The following is an 18,145-nucleotide window of genomic DNA, read 5'->3' on the forward strand; positions in this document are numbered from 1 at the left end:
AGGGCTTGTGCGTTTCGCCATCCCCTTTGACTTACCAGAATTCAAATCCGATCCACTGAAGAGGATGCCGCGTGCAGGTTCTCGTTCGCGATAACAATGTCGATCAAGCCCTCAAGGCGCTGAAGAAGAAGATGCAGCGCGAGGGTATTTTCCGCGAGATGAAGCTCCGCGGTCACTACGAAAAGCCCTCCGAGAAGAAGGCCCGTGAAAAGGCCGAAGCCGTGCGTCGCGCACGCAAGCTGGCCCGCAAGAAGCTGCAGCGCGAAGGCCTGCTGCCGATGAAGCCGAAGCCGGTGTTCGGTGCTGGCCCCGGCGGTGATCGTGGCGGTCGCGGCGGCCCGGGTGCAGGCGCAGGTGCAAGTGCTGGTCCGCGCGGACCGCGCTGATTTACCCGACTTGAGAGATTTCAGTTTTCGATGACGCGGGCCCCTGGCCCGCGTTATTGTTTTGTGAGCGGTGCCTTGCTGGGATGGGGCACTACCGATGCGGCACTAGCGCGAGCGAACCGTAGATGGCCTCCCCTCTCCCCAAGCGCGGCTTGGCGCGGCTACGGCAGATCTTGCAGCAGCCGTTTGCGCTGGCCTTGATGGGGATTTCGCTATGCGGCTGCTCCTTCGACCTGGGGTCGCTGACGCCGGAGAAGGAGAAGCCGCAGGAGGCACCCAAGGCGGCCACGACCGCTGAGAACGTGGTCAGCGCCGGCAATGTCAGCGAAGCCCAAGCCCATACGGCAAAGGCCCAGGCTCTGGCAAAGTCCGGCGAGACGGCGGCCGCGCTCGATGAATTCAATCACGCGGTCGGACTCGATCCGTACAACGCGCAGGCGCTCTATGGCCGCGCCCTGATCTACCAGGGCAAGAACCAGCACGACTTCGCCATCGCCGATTTCAGTGCCGCGAGCGGCCTTAACCCGCAGAAGGTCGAGCCGCTGCTCGGCCGCGCCACCAGTTATCTCGCCGTCGGCAAGGTCAAGGAGGCCGCGGCCGATCTGGATGAGGCTTCCGAGGCCGATCCCCACAATGCCCAAGTCTGGACCATACGCGGGCAAGCCTATGAACGGCTGGGCGACAGGACCAAGGCGGCGGCGTCCTACACCAAGGCGGTCTCGCTTCGCCCACGCGACGACGCCGCCCGCAGCGGCCTCGCCCGCGTCGGCGGCTGACGAGTCTGGCGCAGCGCGGGCGCCGTCTTAATCCGGGGTGACGCTCTTCGGCAGAACGGAGTGGAACATGGACTTAACGCCCGACAGCATGTCGTCGGCGACATTGGTCTTCGGCCGCGGCATCGACGCGCCGGCATCGGCGCGCAGATCGAGCGGGGGCGCAATCATCGGGACCGGAATATCAGCCGGCGGCGTCAGCCGATTCGGGTTCTCGTTGCCGACCGACGCCGTGTAGGGCGGGCTCGGCTGCGACGAGCCGCCATTGCCATAGGCCTCGGCTGCGGGTGTCGAGACCGTGATCGGCGGCGGCAACGGACGCACCGATGACGTATCCACGGGAATGATACGCGGGGCCTCCGGAGTGCGGGCGGCTTCACGCACCGCAGGCTCCTGAGTCTTCTCGGGCGCCTTGGTCTCGGAAGACTTATTGTCGGAAGCCTTTGTGTCGGCAGCCTTTGTGTCGGAAGCTTTGGCCTCAGCCGCTTTGCTCTCAGGCGACTTGCGCAGGCGCTCGATCGCGGCGCGCACGAGATCGTTGGCGTCGGGGGTTGCGGCCGGCGCGGCAGCAGCGGGCGCCGAATTGGCCTCCACCACCGGGGTGGCGGGAGCGGCTGCACTGACGGCCGGCGTGGACTTGGCGACTGCCTTCTCGCGACCGGACGGCTTGCCGCGCGGGGCGGCCTCGGCCGGTGCCACGTCCGCCGTCGAGGTCTTCGACTCCGCGCCCGGATGATCGGCAGCCTTCTCGGCCGCTGGCTTGTCCGTCACGTTCTTCTCGGAGATGCCCTTGGCCTTGACGCCGGGCGCGGGGAGGTTGGCCACATCGGCGGGCTTGCCGTTCTTGCCGGCCTCGGCGGGCGCCGTCACGGCCGCGGGCGCATCCGCCGCCGGCTTGGCGTTGATGTAATGATTAACGATATACGCCCCGATGATCGTTGCGAGCACCGAGGGGAAGATGTCCATCGAGATTTTAGCGATGTATTTCAGCATTCCGGCCACTCCCCGCGCGATCTGATGCGGGAACTTTGAGGCATAGTGAGGGATCAACTGCGACGGATCAATGGCAAAGGGGTACGCCGGACTTACGACTTCAGCTCAACCTCAAGGAACACGATCTCGGTTGCGGTTTCGTTAAGCACGTCGTGCTGGACGCCGGCCTTGCGAAAATAGGATTTCCCGGCCGCAAGCTGTGCTTTGGACCGCTCGCCATCGGGCGCCACGATGGTCATTTCCCCTCCGACCACGGGAACAATGACGTAGTCCATGCCATGGGTGTGATGCCCGGTGGCGCTGTTTGGCGCGAGCCGCCACTCGGTCACCCGAACTTGCTCATTGTCGACCTGAACCTCGGACTCGGCGGCAAGCATCGGAACTCTCCTGGGGCATATCCGGAAAACCGGTTCAGGGCACGAAAACCACGAACACGTAGACGGCAAATACCACCTTATGGACCAGCCCGAACAGGACATTGGTCCTGCCCGTACCGAAGGTCAGCATGCTCAGGAAGAAGGTCAGGAGCAAAGGCAGGCGGCGCGCCGATCCTGGCCGCGACGGCATCGACCACCAGCGAGAATTTCTTGGACAGCAACACGACCGCCAGCAGCGCAATCAGCAGCAGCACGACGCTGAGCACCAAGGCCCGGCCCGACAGATGCGCCTCGCACGGCCAGCGCCGGAAAGATCCAGGCCGATCGAGGCGTCGGATTGTGCGCGCTCATCCATCGGCTCCAATTGTCTCAGCCGAGCAGTAGCAATCGCGCGGCAGATTCAATGCCAGCGCAGGATCGGAGCGAACGGCAGCAGCGTCAGCAGCACGAACAGCGGGATCAGCACCGCGCTGGCGCGCAGGAAATAACCGAAGAAGCTCGGCATCTCGATGCCGTTCTCGCTGGCGATGCTGCTCACCATGAAATTCGGCGCATTGCCGATATAGGTAAGCGCGCCCATGTAGACTGCGCCCATGGAGATGGAGGCGAGCGTGCCCGAGAGTTCGTGCATCAGCATCTGCGGGTCGCCGCCGGCGAGCTCGAAGAACAACAGATAGGTCGGCGCATTGTCGAGGAACGCCGACATCAGACCGGTGAACCAGAAATAGGCAACCTCGCGCGGCGTGCCGTCCGGAGCGGTCACGGCCGACAACAGCCAGGCGAACGCGCCGTGATGGCCGGCATCGAGCATGGCGATGACCGGGATGATCGCGATGAAAATGCCGGCGAACAGCTTTGCGACTTCGCGGATCGGCTCCCAGGTGAAGCCGTTGGCCTGCCGGTGCTCGTCCGGCGTCAACCACACCGACAGGCCCGCTATGGCCAGCAGCGCCGCGTTGCGGGCGATATCTTCCAGCTCCAGCCTGGTTCCGAGAATGTCGAAAGCGATGCCGGGCTTCCACATAGCCGAGGCCAGCAGGCTCGCGACGATGGCTGCAATCAGCACCAGGTTGACGAGGCCGCGGATGCGGACCGGCTTCGCGGCGCCGGCGGCGCCGAGCAAGGGTTCGCTGCGGAAGCGCCAGACGTCGATGACGACGAAGATCGCGAGCAGCAGTCCGGCAACGATCGCCGTCTGCAGCCAGATGGTCCGCGTGGTCCAGAAGAAGTCGACACCATGCAGGAAGCCGACGAACAGCGGGGGATCGCCGAGCGGGCTCAGCGCGCCACCGACATTGGCGACCAGGATGATGAAGAAGATGACGACATGGGCGTTGTAGCGCCGCGGCCGGTTGGCGCGGATCAGAGGGCGGATCAGGATCATGGCCGCCCCCGTGGTGCCGACGACACTCGCCATCACCGTACCGAGCGCGAGGATGCCGGCATTTGATGCCGGCGTCGCCTTGATGTCGCCCGTCACGAGAATGCCGCCAGCCACGACATAGAGCGAGAACAGCAGCACGATGAAGCCGAGATATTCGGCGAGCATGGCGTGAACGAGCGCCGCCAACGTCGCCATGCTCCCGGCCAGGATGACGAGCGAGGCGAGTGCCAGCAGCGACCAGGCCGCGGCGATCTTGCCGTAATGATGGTGCCAGACTTTTGCAAACAGCAGCGGCCCGAGCGCGATCGACAGCAGGAGGCCGGCAAAGGGCAGCGCATACGGCCAGCGCATCGCCGCGCCGTCGAGCCCGGTCGCCGCCCATGCGTGCTGTGGCAACAACACGACGAGGATCGCGGCGATGAACCCGCTCGCGCGCCGAACGACAAGCCGTCTAGAAAGCAATGAAGTGCCTCGCCGTTTCAATCGCACCGAACGCATCGAGATTGTCGTGTCCACCGCCCGCAAAGCGAACGAACTCCTTCGGTTCGTGCGCAAGCGCGAACAGACGCTCTCCGAACACGATGGAAATGGCAAGGTCATCGGTGCCATGCATCACCAATAGCGGCACAGTGACGCGCGGGATGCGCTCGTCGGAATGAAATGGATCTCGCATCAGCAGGCGGACCGGAACGTACCAGAACGATGAAGCTGCAATATCGGCCGTCGATGTATAGGGCGCTTCCAGGATGAGTTTTCCAACACGATGCTCCGAGGCGATCGCGACCGCCACGCCGGTCCCGAGCGAAAAGCCCCACGCGACGATTCGCTCCGCCGCGTAGCGCGCGGTGGTGAAGGCGTAGGCGGCCGCGGCATCGCGCAGCAGGCCCGCCTCGCTCGGCGCCCCGCTCGAGCCGGCATAGCCGCGATAGGACAGCGCGACCAGGCCGGTGCCGTCCGCCGTCATGGCCTTGAGGCGGCTGACGCGACCGGCGAGATAATCGCCATTGCCCGGAAAATACAGGATCACGGGCCGGCCTGGCTTCGCCGGCACGTGCCAGACGATGACATTCTCGCCATCGGAGGTAGTCAGGACGTGCTCTTCGGCCTCGGGGAAGCCTGCGGCGTCCGGCGTGGTGCGACCGACGGGCGGGATCGGAAACAGCATCTCGCGCTGCCTGACATACAGCACGAGGAGACCGGCGCAATAGACGGTCACGAGCAGGATGGCGATCCATTTGACGATGGTCATGATGACGCGACCCGGCCCCTGTTCAGGGTTTGCACCGGCTCGGCAGCAATTTCATGACATCGCCCGAGGCGGGCCGGAACGTCACGGCAGCCGCACGCCGCCTGGTGAGCGGTGTGCCACGCGACGCGCTGCTCGCGCGTCGCATTGGCAATGGCCCGCTTGCCTCCGCGCTACATCGCCTTGACGATGTTCTCGGTGACCTTCTTGGCGTCGCCGAGCAGCATCATGGTGTTGTCGCGATAGAACAGCGGATTGTCGATGCCGGCATAGCCGGAAGCGAGCGAGCGCTTGATGAACATCACGGTGCCGGCCTTCCAGACCTGGAGCACCGGCATGCCGTAGATCGGCGAGGTCTTGTCCTCTTCGGCCGCCGGATTGGTGACGTCGTTGGCGCCGATCACGAAGGCGATATCGGCCTGCGCGAATTCGGAGTTGATGTCCTCGAGCTCGAACACCTCGTCATAGGGCACGTTGGCCTCGGCCAGCAGCACGTTCATGTGGCCGGGCATGCGGCCGGCGACCGGGTGAATGGCGTATTTCACCTCGACGCCTTCTTTCTTCAGGATGTCGCCCATTTCACGCAGCGCATGCTGAGCCTGTGCCACCGCCATGCCATAGCCGGGCACGATGATGACCTTCTGCGCGTTCTTCATGATGAAGGCGGCGTCGTCGGCCGAGCCGAGCTTGGCCGGCTTCTGCTCGCCGCCGCCACCGCCGGCCGCCGCGGTCTCGCCGCCGAAGCCGCCGAGAATGACCGAGATGAAGGAGCGGTTCATCGCGTGGCACATGATGTAGGACAGGATCGCGCCGCTTGATCCCACCAGCGCGCCGGTGATGATCAGCGCGGAATTGCCGAGGGTGAAGCCGATGCCGGCCGCGGCCCAGCCCGAGTACGAGTTAAGCATCGAAATCACGACCGGCATGTCGGCGCCGCCGATCGGGATGATCATGAGGACGCCGAGCGCCAGCGCGATGATGACGATCAGCCAGAAGTCGAGCGCGCTGCCCGTCATGACCAGCCCGACGATGAAGACGACGAGCGCGATCGCGAGCGCAATGTTGATGATGTGGCGGAACGGCAGGATGATCGGCGCACCGCTCATGCGCGCGGACAGCTTCAGGAACGCGATCACCGAGCCGGTGAAGGTCAGCGCGCCGATGGCGACGCCGAGCGACATCTCGACCAGGCTCTGCGGATGGATGTTGGCGGGGCTGCCGATGTCGAAGGCCTCCGGCGCGTAGAACGCACCGGCGGCGACCAGCACCGCGGCCATACCGACCAGCGAATGGAACGCGGCGACCAGTTCCGGCATCGAGGTCATCGGCACCCGGCGGGCGATCACCGCACCGACGCTGCCGCCGATCGCGATGCCAAGGATCACGAGGATCCAGGCGAGGCCGTCCGCCGGCGGATGGCTGGCCAGCGTGGTGGCGACCGCGATCGCCATGCCGATCATGCCGAAGAAATTACCCTGCCGCGATGAGGCGGGGCTGGACAGCCCGCGCAGTGACAGGATGAACAGCACACCCGCCACGAGATACAGAACTGCAGCCAGATTGGCGTTCATCTCAGGTCCCCTTTGTCTTTGTCACCCCGAGGTGCACGCCGCTCACTTCACCTTCTTCTTGTACATCGCCAGCATGCGCTGGGTGACAAGGAAGCCGCCGAAGATATTCACGCAGGCGAAGATGAGCGCGATGAAGCCGAAGCCGCGCGCCCAGCCCGAGCCGCTCGAGATCATGCCGACCCCGACCGCGAGCAGCGCACCGACCACGATCACCGAGGAGATCGCATTGGTCACGCTCATCAGCGGCGTATGCAGCGCCGGGGTCACCGACCACACCACGAAATAGCCGACGAAGACGGCGAGAACGAAGATCGACAGCCGGAAGACGAAGGGGTCGACGACCTGTGCAACATGCTCCATGGCGGCTCTCCTTACGCTTTCGGCTGGAAGTTCGGGTGGATGACGGCGCCGTCTCGGGTCAGTGCTGTCGCTTTGACGAGTTCGTCGTCCCAGTTCACGGCCAGCGCCTTGCTGGTCTTGTCGACCATCGTTTCGATGAAGTTGAACAAATTGCGCGCGTAGAGGCTGGAGGCCGACGCCGCGACGCGGCCGGCGACGTTGGTGTAGCCGACGATCTTGATGCCATCGACCTCGGCGACCTCGCCCGCTTTGACGCCTTCGACATTGCCGCCGCGCTCGACGGCGAGATCGACCAGCACCGAGCCCGGCTTCATCGACTTGACCATGTCGGCGGTGACGAGCCTCGGCGCCGGCCGGCCCGGAATCAGCGCGGTCGTGATCACGATGTCCTGCTTCTTGATGTGCTCGGCGGTGAGCGCGGCCTGCTTGGCCTGATACTCCTTGGACATTTCCTTGGCGTAGCCGCCGGCGGTCTGTGCGTTCTTGAATTCCTCGTCCTCGACGGCGAGGAATTTTGCACCGAGCGATTCGACCTGCTCCTTGGTGGCGGGCCGGACATCGGTCGCTGTGACGACGGCGCCGAGACGGCGTGCGGTCGCGATCGCCTGGAGGCCGGCGACGCCGACGCCCATCACGAACACTTTGGCGGCGGGCACCGTGCCGGCCGCGGTCATCATCATCGGGAAGGCGCGTCCGAAGGCCTCGGCGCCCTCGATCACGGCGCGGTAGCCGGCGAGGTTGGCCTGCGAGGACAGCACGTCCATCACCTGCGCGCGCGTGATGCGCGGCATCAATTCCATCGCGAAGGCGGAGACACCGGCATCGGCGATCGTCTTCAGCGCGGCCTCGTTGCCGTAGGGGTCCATGATGGCGATGACGAGCGCGCCGCGCTTGTACTGCGCCAACTCGGAGGCTTCAGGGCGCTTCACCTTGATGATGATGTCGGCGTCCTTCAGCGCGTCGGCGCTGACGGTGGCGCCCACGGCGGTGAATTCGGAGTCCGGCAGGCCCGACTTGAGGCCGGCGCCCGGCTCGACGGCGATCTCGGCGCCCAACGCCTTGAACTTCTTCACCGTATCCGGCGAAGCGGCGACCCGCGGCTCCGATGGATCGATTTCCTTGGCAACGGCGATCTTCATAGGCCCTCCGGCGACGCGGGAAGAAGCGCGCACGCGAACTTAGCGTTACTCCCGCAACGTTGGATACCGGTTTTCAATCCGGCTTGATTGCAAATTTTATAGGCACCGACGACAGTGGCGGTGCTGCAGGGGATGGATCAGGTCAGGAAGATCGCCATCAGGATCACGATAAGCGCGACCGAGACCGTGCCGTACTTCACCAGCTTGATGAAGCCCTCGTAGGTCTGCTCGTGGGCAACGTAGTCGTTGCCGTCGGCGGTGCTGTACGCCACTTCGCTATGGTCAGCCATGAATTGTCCCCAGTCGAAAGTCGAATTTCGTGGCTGGGATACCGCAAACTTCCGGGCAGGGCAACGGCACGGAGGCGCGGTTTCCCGGCAAATCAGGTCATTTGGAATTCCAATGGGCGGGAATTCGGCTCAGACCGGTGATCCGCCCGTCAGAGGCGGTCTCCGATGCCACGAGCCGAGGCCTCTCAGCGCAGGCCGAGCGCACGGCGGACTGCGCCGATCGGCTCCACCTTGCTGTCGCAGAAGTTTCGCTTTGCGCAGCGTTCTCCCGGAACGTTGACGACGATTGCATCCGCGCCGGCATCCTCGGTGAGAAAACCGTGGCTCATGTGGAAACCCAGCGCGCGGTAGACCTCGAACTGCTCCTCCGAGAAGAACTGGTCACCGGTGGTTTCATGCGGGAAGGTGTCGTTGCGGCGTGCATAGTCGCGGATGTAGTCGTTCTCGTCTCCGGTCAGGGACGACTTGATGTACACGAGGTACCCCTTTTCCCCCGAGCCGTAGTCGATGGTGCCGACCGCCACGTGCGGTCCGCCCGCCGTGCGCCGGGCCGGGGATTTGGTTGCGTTGCACTTCATCCACTCGAGCGTGGTGTTGCGGATCGGCGTCCACGGCAGATCGATGATGATCCCGAGATCGATGCGCGCATAGCGCTGCAGCGTCACCAGGGATGAGAAATTCATGGGTGCATCGGCTTCGGCGTCAACCGCGATGATCACCTTGCAGCGTCGTCGCAACAACTCGTAGACACCGAGATTCTCGATGTGTCCGCCGTCCGTCAGGTAGACCGCATCGGCATTCTCGTAAAGCCGGCCCGAGATCTCAGACCATAGAAACAAAGGGGTCGAGTGGTGCTGCGGCTTGTCCTTTGTCGAGACCCAGCGCGGGTTCTTCAACCAGTACCCCAGGCGCACGTTGAGGAGCGCCAGGGTCGGGGTCAGCGAGCGGATCGACCCCGAGCCCATGTTCGACGAAGCGGCGGCCCCGGAGATTGCCATCGCGGTCGCAAGATCGAGGCCCGGCGCGACCTTCTCGAATGCCGGTGTATTCGCATAGCCAGTGGCCTCGCTGCCGACGTGCAGCGGCGAGAATATGAAGAAATCCGCGTTCCGTCCCCGCCGATTGGCGAAGTCGGATCCTTGGATGTTCAGCGCGGCGTTGATGATGGGATATGGCGAGGCCAGGCTGCATTTTTTCGATGTCGCGACCGTCATCGCTCCCGCTGGATCGACCCCGTAGACCATCTGATGTAACAGACCGCTCAGCTTCTCCTCGTCGAGCGGAAGGAAATCCCTCCCCTGGTCCAGGCTCGGCATGTTCCGCGACGGCTCCCCGTCGGCGTAATAGAGCGGATTGAACAAGAAGGCCTTGCTGAGGCGATCACGATAGAGCCGGTGCAACGAATTGGCATTCGGCCCGAGAACCCACGACAGGCCGAACATGGCCGAGCCCGACAAGAAGTAGAGCAGCATCATCCGCCAGCTGACACTGTTGCCGAACTGGTACTTCGACCAAGTGAATTTGTCCGGGGACTGCAATGACGCAACGGAAAACAGCCATGCGGGAATGTGCGAGATCGGCCCCACCGGCTTGGAGACGACGACCTTCGCTTCGCGATTGGTGATTTCGGCCGAGAGCTTGCGGGTCGCCGAGTCAAACTGGACATTTCCCTTGACATCGACACCGGCCGCGGGCGGCACGGGTTGCACGCCAGCCGCTCCCCACTCCTCGATCATGGGGTATTGACGGTAGGCGGCGTCGAGCGTCTTGTCGTTCGCGATGCCCCAATAGCAAAGATAGAGATATCCGACCCAGATCAGCAAGGGCAGCGCCAGTCCCGCGACAAGCACGGCTGCTTTCGCCGCATGGGCGAGCAGGCGTGATCCCAGGTCCGAGGCGCCGGCGCCCTTCAGCAGGTCGGCGAATTGCTGCCGGAACAGCGTGACAGCCGCCGCAACCGGCGCAGTGATGGCCGCAAGCGATTGGACCCACTTGATTGCAACGCCGCCAATGATGCCGCCGGACTGAGTCGTGTTAGCGTCGGCGACATCGAACATCTGGGCGATCATGAAGGGCTGAAATTCGAAGAAGCAGATGGCGGCAAGCAGAACGAGATAGGTCGCGCCGACCGTCGACGGATAGCCGCGGAATTCACCTCCCTTGGTCGACGAAATCGATCGCAGCACTGCCCAGCCAAAGAAAAGCGCAAGGCCGAGCAGGACCGCTGCAAGCGAAAGGCCAAAGTGATCGACATTCAGGCAGCTGGCGATCGCACAGATGAGACCCATCGCAAACGCAAGACCGGCCAGGTACCGAAACAGCTCGCGCCGCCCGACTTTGAAAAGGCGCCCGACCAACAAAAGCAGCAAGGCGACAACAAGGCCGACAAGAAAGAAGGCAGGCATCAATCCCAGGCTGGAGAGGGGACCAAGATTGTGGGTGTCGTCGACGCTCAGGCCGAAGAAATTGGTCGTATAGAGTGACGAGCGTGCGGCGTTGGACAGGATCGTGATCACTGCAACGAGCAGTACAACCGGCAGCGTCAGGCTCAGATTGGCAACGAGTCCACGCACGACGATTGCGACGCCGGTGATCAGGTCGCGCGCGCCGGCCGGAACGAGATAGTTCGAGTAATTCCGGATATGGCCCACCGCAGGCGTGTCACTGATCTCATTTGCGCTCTCGGCTCCAGGTGTCGGCGTGCTTCCGAAGACGAAATTCTGCGCCCGCGTCATGGTCGCCGTAAACGAACAGCCGGTGTAACCGCCGCCCGATACGGTCGACAGATAGTCGATGTGCTTGATGAGCCCGTGGTGATTGAAAGCCTGCAAGACGCCGAGGCAGATTGCGGAGGATCGGATCCCGCCGCCTGACAGCGCAAGGCCGACCGTGTCGATCGCCTTTTCGTCGCCAGGGTATGCAACGGGATCCATACCCTGGGCTAGGCGGCGGTTGTTGATGGCTGCGAGCTCGCGCTTGACGATCTTCCGGTGCTGCGTCCCCCACAGCTGCTGTTCCCCCACAGCCCGTGGCGGCTCTACCTTGGGGTCTGGGGCACTGATCCTGGCCATGTTCGCCTCCCTGGCCGAGCACACCGCGACGATCAACAATCACAGATTGCATTGCAGGTCGAACCCGCCTGCAAGAATTAGTCTGGTCCCGGGCACAAACGTTCAATGTGCATGGCGGGATCTTTACAACCCGCCTCCCCCGTTGTCGGAACAACCGGACACTCGGACGGCCGACCCGACCTGCTCGCTGCAGCGCTGAAGGCGGTTCGGCTCAGCCCATCGCTTCCAGTTCGTCGATCATGCCGGCGATGACGCTCAGGCCGCCGTCCCAGAACTTTGGATCCTTGGCATCGAGCCCGAACGGCCGCAGCAGTTCGGAATAATGCTTGGTGCCGCCGGCGGCGAGCATGTCGAGATAGCGCTCGGCAAAGCCTTCGGCCGCGTTCTCGTAGACGGCGTAGAGCGAGTTCACGAGACAATCGCCGAATGCATAGGCGTAGACGTAGAACGGCGAATGGATGAAGTGCGGGATGTACATCCAGTAGTTCTCGTAGCCCGCTTTGATCTCGATTGCCGGACCAAGGCTCTCGCCCTGCACCGAGAGCCAGATCTCGCCGAGCCGCGTCGCGGTGAGCTCGCCGTTCTTGCGTTCGGTGTGGACCGCGCGCTCGAAGGAATAGAACGCGATCTGCCGCACCACGGTGTTGATCATGTCCTCGACCTTGCCGGCGAGCAGCGCCTGGCGCTGCCTTGCGCTCCTGGTCTGCGCCAGCAGCCGCCGGAAGGTCAGCATCTCGCCGAACACGCTCGCGGTCTCCGCCAGCGTCAGCGGCGTCGGCGCCATCAACGCGCCGTTCCTGGCCGCCAGCACCTGATGCACGCCATGGCCGAGCTCATGGGCGAGCGTCATCACGTCGCGCGGCTTGCCCTGGTAGTTCATCAGCACGTAGGGGTGCGCGGACGGCGTGGTCGGATGCGAGAAGGCACCCGGCGCCTTGCCCGGGCGCACCGGCGCGTCGATCCAGCGGTCGGTGAAGAAGCGCTCGGCGATGTCAGCCATCTTTGGCGAGAAGCCGCGATAGGCGGTGAGCACCATGTTTCGCGCATCGCCCCAGCCGATCACGTCGGTCGCCGCAAAAGGCAGCGGCGCGTTGCGGTCCCAATAGGCCAGGCGCTTCCTGCCGAACCAGCGTGCCTTCAGCGCGTAGTAGCGATGCGACAATTTTGGATAGGCTGCGCGCACCGAGGCGACCAGCGCATCCACCACCTCGCGCTCGACGCGGTTGTTCAGGTGCCGGGAATCTGCGACGTCCTTGAAGCCGCGCCAGCTATCGGAGATGTCCTTGTCTTTGGCCAAAGTGTTGGTGATCAGCGCAAAGGTGCGCTCATTGGCCTTGAAGGTCTTTGCGAGCGCCTCTGCCGCGGCCTTGCGCTTGGCGCCGTCGCGGTCCTGCAACAGATTGAGCGTCGGCTCGATCGCGAGCTCCTTGGGCCCGACCTTGAAGCGCAGGCTCGAAATGGTCTGGTCGAACAGCCGATTGAAGGCGGAATAGCCGGTCTGCGCCTTCTCCAGGAAGAGCTGCTCGAGCTTGTCCTCGAGCTGGTACGGTTTCTCCTTGCGTAGATCCTCGATCCAGGGACGGTAGTGCGCGAGCTCGGTGGCCTGCATCGCGCGGTTCAAAATATCGTCATCGATCCGGTTGAGCTCGAGCGCGAAGAACAGCAGATGCGTCGATGCCGCCGTCAGGCGCTCGGAAACGTCGCCGTAAAACTTTGAAATCTTGGGGTCCACGCTGTCGCCGGCATGAACGAGGCCAGCGTACGAGCCGAGCCGGCCGGCGAGGTCGTCGATCGCCTCATAGCGTCGCACGGCTTCTGCGAGCCATTTTCCGCCATCTTCCTTTGCTGTTCCTGTTGCGAGCTTGCCCTTGTAGTCCGTCTCGAACGCGACGCAATCGGCATCCATCTTTGCGAGATCGCGCGCCACTTCCGGCGCATCGATCCCGGAATAGAGGTCGGCGAGGTTCCACTCCGGAAGCTTGCCGGTCTTGCTCGCAGGCTTTGCGGGTGAAGGTCTGGAGGACTTTGCCTTGATGACCGATTGCTTGGTGCCTGGTTTGCGGAGAGCAGACTTTTTGAGAGCAGACTTTTTGAGTGCAAGCTTGGAGCGCGAATTCATTGTGTGGGAAACCTGTGTTCAACAATCGCGACGGCGGGCGGGGGCATCAGGATTTAACAGTGCGTTAATCGGCTTCGGCCAGACTGCCCCGATTCGAGACAGATAGTAGTAGCGTGCGGGGAACACCATGGCTGCCAGTATTTTGATCGCCGACGACGACGCTGTAGCCCGCCGGCTGGTCGAAAACATGGTGCAGAAATGCGGCTATGAGACGATCGTGGTGGACTCCGGCGATGCGGCGATCGCCGCCCTCACCGCCCCCGACGCGGCCATCGACGGCGTCATCCTCGATCTCGTGATGCCCGGCCTCGACGGCATGGGCGTGCTGGCGAAAATCCGCGAAGCGGGTCTCAGCATCCCCGTCATCGTGCAGACGGCCCATGGCGGCATCGACAATGTGATCTCGGCGATGCGCGCGGGTGCGGCCGACTTCGTGGTCAAGCCGGTCGGCCTGGAGCGGCTCCAGGTCTCGCTTCGCAACGCGCTCAATTCGTCCGCGCTCAAGGGCGAATTGCAGCGCATCCGTCACAGCCGCGAGGGCCGGCTGACCTTCTCCGACATCATCACACGCGCCGAGGCGATGGCGGGCGTGATGCGCGCGGCGCAGAAAGCAACAAACTCCTCGATCCCGGTGCTGATCGAGGGCGAGTCCGGCGTCGGCAAGGAGATGTTCGCGCGTGCCATTCATGGCAGCGGCGAGCGCAAGGCCAAGCCGTTCGTCGCGGTCAATTGCGGCGCGATCCCCGACAACCTCGTCGAATCCATTCTGTTCGGTCACGAGAAGGGTGCCTTCACCGGCGCCACCGAACGCCACACCGGCAAGTTCGTCGAAGCTCATGGCGGCACGCTGTTCCTGGACGAGGTCAGCGAGCTGCCGCTGAGCGCGCAGGTCAAGCTGCTTCGCGCGCTCCAGGAAGGCGCGGTCGAGGCGGTCGGCGGCCGCAAACCCGTGAAGGTCGACGTCCGCATCATCTCGGCGACCAACCGCAGGCTGCTCGAGCGGGTCAAGCAGGGCCACTTCCGGGAAGACTTGTTCTATCGCCTGCATGTGCTGCCGCTGACGATCCCATCGCTGCGCGCCCGGCGCGAGGACATTCCGCATCTGCTCAGGCATTTCCTGGCGCGCTTTGCCGCCGAGGAGAACCGCCCCATCACCGGCATCAGCGGCGAGGCCGTTGCGCACCTCGCTCAGCTCGATTGGCCCGGCAACATCCGCCAGCTCGAAAACGCGGTCTATCGCGCCGTGGTGATGAGCGAGGGCGACCAGCTTGGCCTCGACGACTTCCCCCTGATCGCCTCGCAGCCGCATCCGGGAACAGACATTCCGACGGCGCCGCTGATGCTGGAGCCAATCGCGGCCCCCTCCGTCGTGTCGGGTAATGACATACCGATCGCACCGCTGCCGCAAGCGGGTGCTCTCTCCATGCTGACCGCGACCGGCGACGTTCGGCCGCTGGAGGACATCGAGAACGAGATCATCCGTTTCGCGATCTCGCATTACCGCGGGCAGATGTCGGAGGTCGCCCGCCGCCTCAAAATCGGCCGGTCCACCCTCTACCGCAAACTCGATGAGGCCGGGGTTCCCGGCCATGGCGGCAAAAGCGGTGAGGAGACGCACTGAGCCTGAGCGAACGGAGGTTCGTCCGGGCGGAGCGATACGACTGTAAGCCGTTCGTATGACGACGGAATTCGACTGCGATTTGAACCGTGACTTGGAAGTGACAGACACAGGGAAAAGCGCGTGGCAGAAGCGCACAATCCGTTGCCAAGAGGCGTGCTTGAAGTCAGTTTGTCGTGAGTTGTCCCGGGTAGCGCTGGCTGCGAAATCGGGGCCTGTATATCGTCCGCGTAAGATTCGTCTGCGTAGGAATCGTTGCGTGCAGGCGTGCAACTTTCGAGAGGCCGGCGCGGTTTAGCCGAAGCTCAATAGGCGATAACGAAGCTGTTCCACGGGGGACAGTTCACCCGAGGGGTGCGACACAATGCGTGACTGTTTGAACCACCGTGCAGGCTTTGACCGTGTCTTGTTCACGGTCGCGGCGACCTTCCTCACGGTATCGGCCAGCTCAGCCCTGGCGCAGGATCAGGCGCGCAGCAGCGCTGCCGAGCTCGCGATCGAAGCCGCAATCCCGCGCCCCGAACCCGCAAACGTCCCGCCCCCGACCGCATCAGACATCAAGGTCGACACCACCGCCACGATGGTGGACCCTGCTAAGGAGCCCGCCAAGGAACCCCTGAAGGCCGAATCCGCCCCCGCGCCGGACAAGGTCGAGACCAAGCCTTCCGACGTCGCCACCACGCCCGCCGCCGAGGCGACGAAGAGCGAGACGGCGAAGACTGAACCTGCCAAGACCGAACCTGCCAAGGCCGACACGGCGATCCCAACACCGGCCGCGCCCGCCACCGCTGCGGCTCCGGCCTCGGAGCCGGTAGGGGCCGCGAGCAACGTTCCCGCGGCCGACCAGCCGGTCGCCGACAAGCTCATGGACATCATTGGCGCAAAGGCCTCGCGCTATTTCGACCGTAAAAACGAACGCGCTGCGATCGAGAAGTTCTACGGTGCACGCGACTTCGCGCCGGTCTGGAGCCAGGGCGGCAGCCTGACCGCTGCGGCCAAGGGCGTGATCGCACGGCTGAAGGACGCGGCGTCCGACGGTCTCAATCCCGCCGATTACCCGGTGCCGGACTTCGCGGCCGCCACGACACCCGATACGCTCGCCGATGCCGAGCTCAAGCTCACCGCCAGCATGTTCGACTATGCGCGCCAGGCCCAGAGCGGCCGCATGCACTGGTCGCAGGTCAGCGGCGACATCCTCTATCCCGAGCATCCGGTCGATCCGAACGAGGTGCTCGCCAAGGTCACGACCGCGGCGGACGCCTCCGCGGCGCTCGACAGCTACAATCCGCCGCAAAAACTTTACAAGGAGCTGAAGGCGAAGCTCGCGGAGCTCCGCGGCCAGGGCAACGGCCCGGTGATCGAGATCGCCGATGGTCCGGCGCTGAAATACACCCCGGCCGGCAAGAAGCAGGCTGAAATCGTCGTTGAAGATCCGCGCGTGCCGCAGCTGCGCGCCAAGCTCGGCATCACCGAGAACGCCAGCGACACCCGCTATGACGCGGCGGTCGCCGAAGCCGTGCGCAAATTCCAGAACAGCGCCGAGCTCAAGGCGACCGGCATCCTCGACGACAAGACGGTCAGGGCGATCAACGCCCCGAAGCGCGACAAGCAGATCGACGTGGTGCTGGTGAACATGGAGCGCTGGCGCTGGCTGCCGCGCGACCTGGGCGCGCCCTCGCTGGGCGATGCCTATGTCATCCTCAACATTCCCGACTACACGTTGAAGGTGATGCAGCGCGGCCAACAGGTCTGGACCACCCGCGTCGTCACCGGCAAGCCCGGCACGCATGCGACCCCGCTGCTCACCGAGACGATGAAGTACATCACGGTCAATCCGACCTGGAACGTGCCGCCGTCGATCGTCTACAACGAATATCTGCCGGCGCTTCAGCAGGACCCGACCGTGCTCCAGCGCATGGGTCTCAAGCTCGAACAGAACCGCGATGGTTCGGTGCACATCTCGCAGCCGCCCGGTGAAGCCAACGCGCTCGGCCGCATCCGCTTCAATTTCCCCAACAAGTTCCTGGTCTATCAGCACGACACGCCGGACAAGAACCTGTTCGCCCGGGACGAACGCGCCTTCAGCCACGGCTGCATGCGCGTGCAGAACCCGGATCAGTACGCCTCGGTCCTGCTCAACATCGCGATGCCGAACGAGAAGTACACGCCGGAACGCATCCGCAGCATGTACGGCAAGAGCGAGATCGACCTGAAATTCCCGACCCCGATCCCGGTCAACATCACCTATCAGACCGCATTCGTGGACGATGGCGGCAAGCTGCAATTCCGCAAGGACGTCTATGGCCGCGACGCGACCATGATCAACATCCTGAAGAACGGTCGCGGCAAGGATCTCGAGAACGTCGTCGCGCACTCCCAGCCGAGCTATTCACGCCCGGCGACGACACTGCCGAACGGGGTGTTGGCGGCCAACAACGGCGGCTCGTCCGGGCCAAATTTCTTCGAGCGGCTGTTCGGAGCGCCCACCCCGCCGCCGGCCCCGGTCGGCCGCCGGCCGCAGCAGCAGCGGGTATTCACCCGCTGAGCCAGGCCGCCCGGCGCCTGATTTCCTGAAATTCTGCAGTAAAATCAGCGACCTCATCCTCTGGATGGGGTCGCTTAACGTTAACCATTCTCCACCTGACCTCAGGCAGCGGGCGTTTTTTTGCCACACTCACCCGGTTAGGTTCGCGATCTGACTTGGTTTGGGGGCGGGAAGGTCAACCTCGAATTAACCTTCTCGCTTTAACAAAGCGTTCATCCTCTTTCGCGCGCTAACGGGGTTAGCGGGAGAGTCCATTTTGAACGCTCGTCGACT

14 protein-coding genes and 1 pseudogene are annotated in these 18,145 nt (G+C 63.9%); 4 read left to right on the forward strand and 11 right to left on the reverse strand.

Translation table 11 applies throughout. The features are described from left to right. Positions 1-71: 71 nt before the first annotated feature. Complete coding sequence (gene rpsU / locus ACIPUD_RS30730; protein ID WP_007614218.1) at positions 72-386, forward strand: 30S ribosomal protein S21; 315 nt, start codon at positions 72-74, stop codon at positions 384-386. A gap of 125 nt (positions 387-511) precedes the next feature. Further along, positions 512-1,162: a tetratricopeptide repeat protein gene (locus ACIPUD_RS30735; RefSeq protein WP_026232602.1), complete on the forward strand. Its 651-nt coding sequence runs from the start codon at positions 512-514 to the stop codon at positions 1,160-1,162. A 27-nt stretch (positions 1,163-1,189) separates the two neighbouring features. Here ACIPUD_RS30735 and ACIPUD_RS30740 read toward each other — a convergent pair whose 3' ends face one another. The 11 genes and pseudogenes from ACIPUD_RS30740 to ACIPUD_RS30790 all read right to left on the reverse strand — a co-directional run bounded on the left by ACIPUD_RS30740 (position 1,190) and on the right by ACIPUD_RS30790 (position 13,709). Next, the gene (locus ACIPUD_RS30740) at positions 1,190-2,152 is read right to left on the reverse strand and encodes a hypothetical protein (RefSeq protein WP_085349150.1); all 963 of its coding nucleotides are present in this window, start codon (positions 2,150-2,152) and stop codon (positions 1,190-1,192) included. A gap of 92 nt (positions 2,153-2,244) precedes the next feature. After that, a complete protein-coding gene (locus ACIPUD_RS30745; protein ID WP_018453817.1) occupies positions 2,245-2,529 on the reverse strand; it encodes a cupin domain-containing protein in 285 nt (94 codons plus the stop codon). 34 nt (positions 2,530-2,563) lie between these two features. Then, positions 2,564-2,819: pseudogene (locus ACIPUD_RS30750) on the reverse strand (ionic transporter y4hA); the annotation flags it as partial. 110 nt (positions 2,820-2,929) lie between these two features. Further along, on the reverse strand, positions 2,930-4,411 hold the full coding sequence (locus ACIPUD_RS30755) for a sodium:proton antiporter (RefSeq protein ID WP_204512213.1): 1,482 nt from the start codon (positions 4,409-4,411) through the stop codon (positions 2,930-2,932). After that, the gene (locus tag ACIPUD_RS30760; RefSeq protein ID WP_018453814.1) at positions 4,365-5,162 is read right to left on the reverse strand and encodes an alpha/beta hydrolase; all 798 of its coding nucleotides are present in this window, start codon (positions 5,160-5,162) and stop codon (positions 4,365-4,367) included. Before ACIPUD_RS30760 ends, ACIPUD_RS30755 begins: the two co-directional genes overlap by 47 nt. A 170-nt stretch (positions 5,163-5,332) precedes the next feature. Beyond that, positions 5,333-6,730, reverse strand: coding sequence for an NAD(P)(+) transhydrogenase (Re/Si-specific) subunit beta (locus ACIPUD_RS30765; RefSeq protein ID WP_446482170.1), 1,398 nt, complete (start codon positions 6,728-6,730; stop codon positions 5,333-5,335). 42 nt (positions 6,731-6,772) lie between these two features. Next, positions 6,773-7,090 (reverse strand): proton-translocating transhydrogenase family protein, encoded by a 318-nt coding sequence (locus ACIPUD_RS30770; protein WP_018453812.1) that lies wholly within the window; start codon positions 7,088-7,090, stop codon positions 6,773-6,775. Between the two features lie 11 nt (positions 7,091-7,101). After that, entirely contained in the window at positions 7,102-8,229 is a 1,128-nt protein-coding gene (locus ACIPUD_RS30775) for a Re/Si-specific NAD(P)(+) transhydrogenase subunit alpha (protein WP_007596279.1), read from the reverse strand. A 137-nt stretch (positions 8,230-8,366) separates the two neighbouring features. Beyond that, on the reverse strand, positions 8,367-8,519 hold the full coding sequence (locus tag ACIPUD_RS30780) for an aa3-type cytochrome c oxidase subunit IV (RefSeq protein ID WP_007596280.1): 153 nt from the start codon (positions 8,517-8,519) through the stop codon (positions 8,367-8,369). A gap of 185 nt (positions 8,520-8,704) precedes the next feature. Further along, complete coding sequence (locus ACIPUD_RS30785) at positions 8,705-11,590, reverse strand: cell division protein (protein WP_026232600.1); 2,886 nt, start codon at positions 11,588-11,590, stop codon at positions 8,705-8,707. A 211-nt stretch (positions 11,591-11,801) separates the two neighbouring features. Beyond that, positions 11,802-13,709, reverse strand: coding sequence for a M3 family oligoendopeptidase (locus tag ACIPUD_RS30790; RefSeq protein WP_085395165.1), 1,908 nt, complete (start codon positions 13,707-13,709; stop codon positions 11,802-11,804). 127 nt (positions 13,710-13,836) lie between these two features. Between ACIPUD_RS30790 and ACIPUD_RS30795 the strand changes: the two genes are divergently transcribed. After that, a complete protein-coding gene (locus ACIPUD_RS30795) occupies positions 13,837-15,330 on the forward strand; it encodes a sigma-54-dependent transcriptional regulator (protein WP_085359452.1) in 1,494 nt (497 codons plus the stop codon). Positions 15,331-15,691: 361 nt separating this feature from the next. Beyond that, positions 15,692-17,872 carry a L,D-transpeptidase family protein gene (locus tag ACIPUD_RS30800; RefSeq protein WP_446482171.1) on the forward strand — a complete coding sequence of 727 codons (2,181 nt, stop codon included), beginning with the start codon at positions 15,692-15,694 and terminating at the stop codon, positions 17,870-17,872. Positions 17,873-18,145: the final 273 nt, after the last annotated feature.

The sequence above is a fragment of the Bradyrhizobium sp. CAR08 genome (genome assembly GCF_052871955.1).

What these genes read in the sequence shown, in the direction of transcription:
- ACIPUD_RS30735 (WP_026232602.1), top strand. Translation starts at nt 512, where the DNA reads ATGGCCTCCCCTCTCCCCAAGCGCGGCTTGGCGCGGCTACGGCAGATC.
- ACIPUD_RS30740 (WP_085349150.1), bottom strand. Translation starts at nt 2,152, where the DNA reads ATGCTGAAATACATCGCTAAAATCTCGATGGACATCTTCCCCTCGGTG.
- ACIPUD_RS30745 (WP_018453817.1), bottom strand. Translation starts at nt 2,529, where the DNA reads ATGCTTGCCGCCGAGTCCGAGGTTCAGGTCGACAATGAGCAAGTTCGG.
- ACIPUD_RS30755 (WP_204512213.1), bottom strand. Translation starts at nt 4,411, where the DNA reads ATGCGTTCGGTGCGATTGAAACGGCGAGGCACTTCATTGCTTTCTAGA.
- ACIPUD_RS30760 (WP_018453814.1), bottom strand. Translation starts at nt 5,162, where the DNA reads ATGACCATCGTCAAATGGATCGCCATCCTGCTCGTGACCGTCTATTGC.
- ACIPUD_RS30765 (WP_446482170.1), bottom strand. Translation starts at nt 6,730, where the DNA reads ATGAACGCCAATCTGGCTGCAGTTCTGTATCTCGTGGCGGGTGTGCTG.
- ACIPUD_RS30770 (WP_018453812.1), bottom strand. Translation starts at nt 7,090, where the DNA reads ATGGAGCATGTTGCACAGGTCGTCGACCCCTTCGTCTTCCGGCTGTCG.
- ACIPUD_RS30775 (WP_007596279.1), bottom strand. Translation starts at nt 8,229, where the DNA reads ATGAAGATCGCCGTTGCCAAGGAAATCGATCCATCGGAGCCGCGGGTC.
- ACIPUD_RS30780 (WP_007596280.1), bottom strand. Translation starts at nt 8,519, where the DNA reads ATGGCTGACCATAGCGAAGTGGCGTACAGCACCGCCGACGGCAACGAC.
- ACIPUD_RS30785 (WP_026232600.1), bottom strand. Translation starts at nt 11,590, where the DNA reads ATGGCCAGGATCAGTGCCCCAGACCCCAAGGTAGAGCCGCCACGGGCT.
- ACIPUD_RS30790 (WP_085395165.1), bottom strand. Translation starts at nt 13,709, where the DNA reads ATGAATTCGCGCTCCAAGCTTGCACTCAAAAAGTCTGCTCTCAAAAAG.
- ACIPUD_RS30795 (WP_085359452.1), top strand. Translation starts at nt 13,837, where the DNA reads ATGGCTGCCAGTATTTTGATCGCCGACGACGACGCTGTAGCCCGCCGG.
- ACIPUD_RS30800 (WP_446482171.1), top strand. Translation starts at nt 15,692, where the DNA reads ATGCGTGACTGTTTGAACCACCGTGCAGGCTTTGACCGTGTCTTGTTC.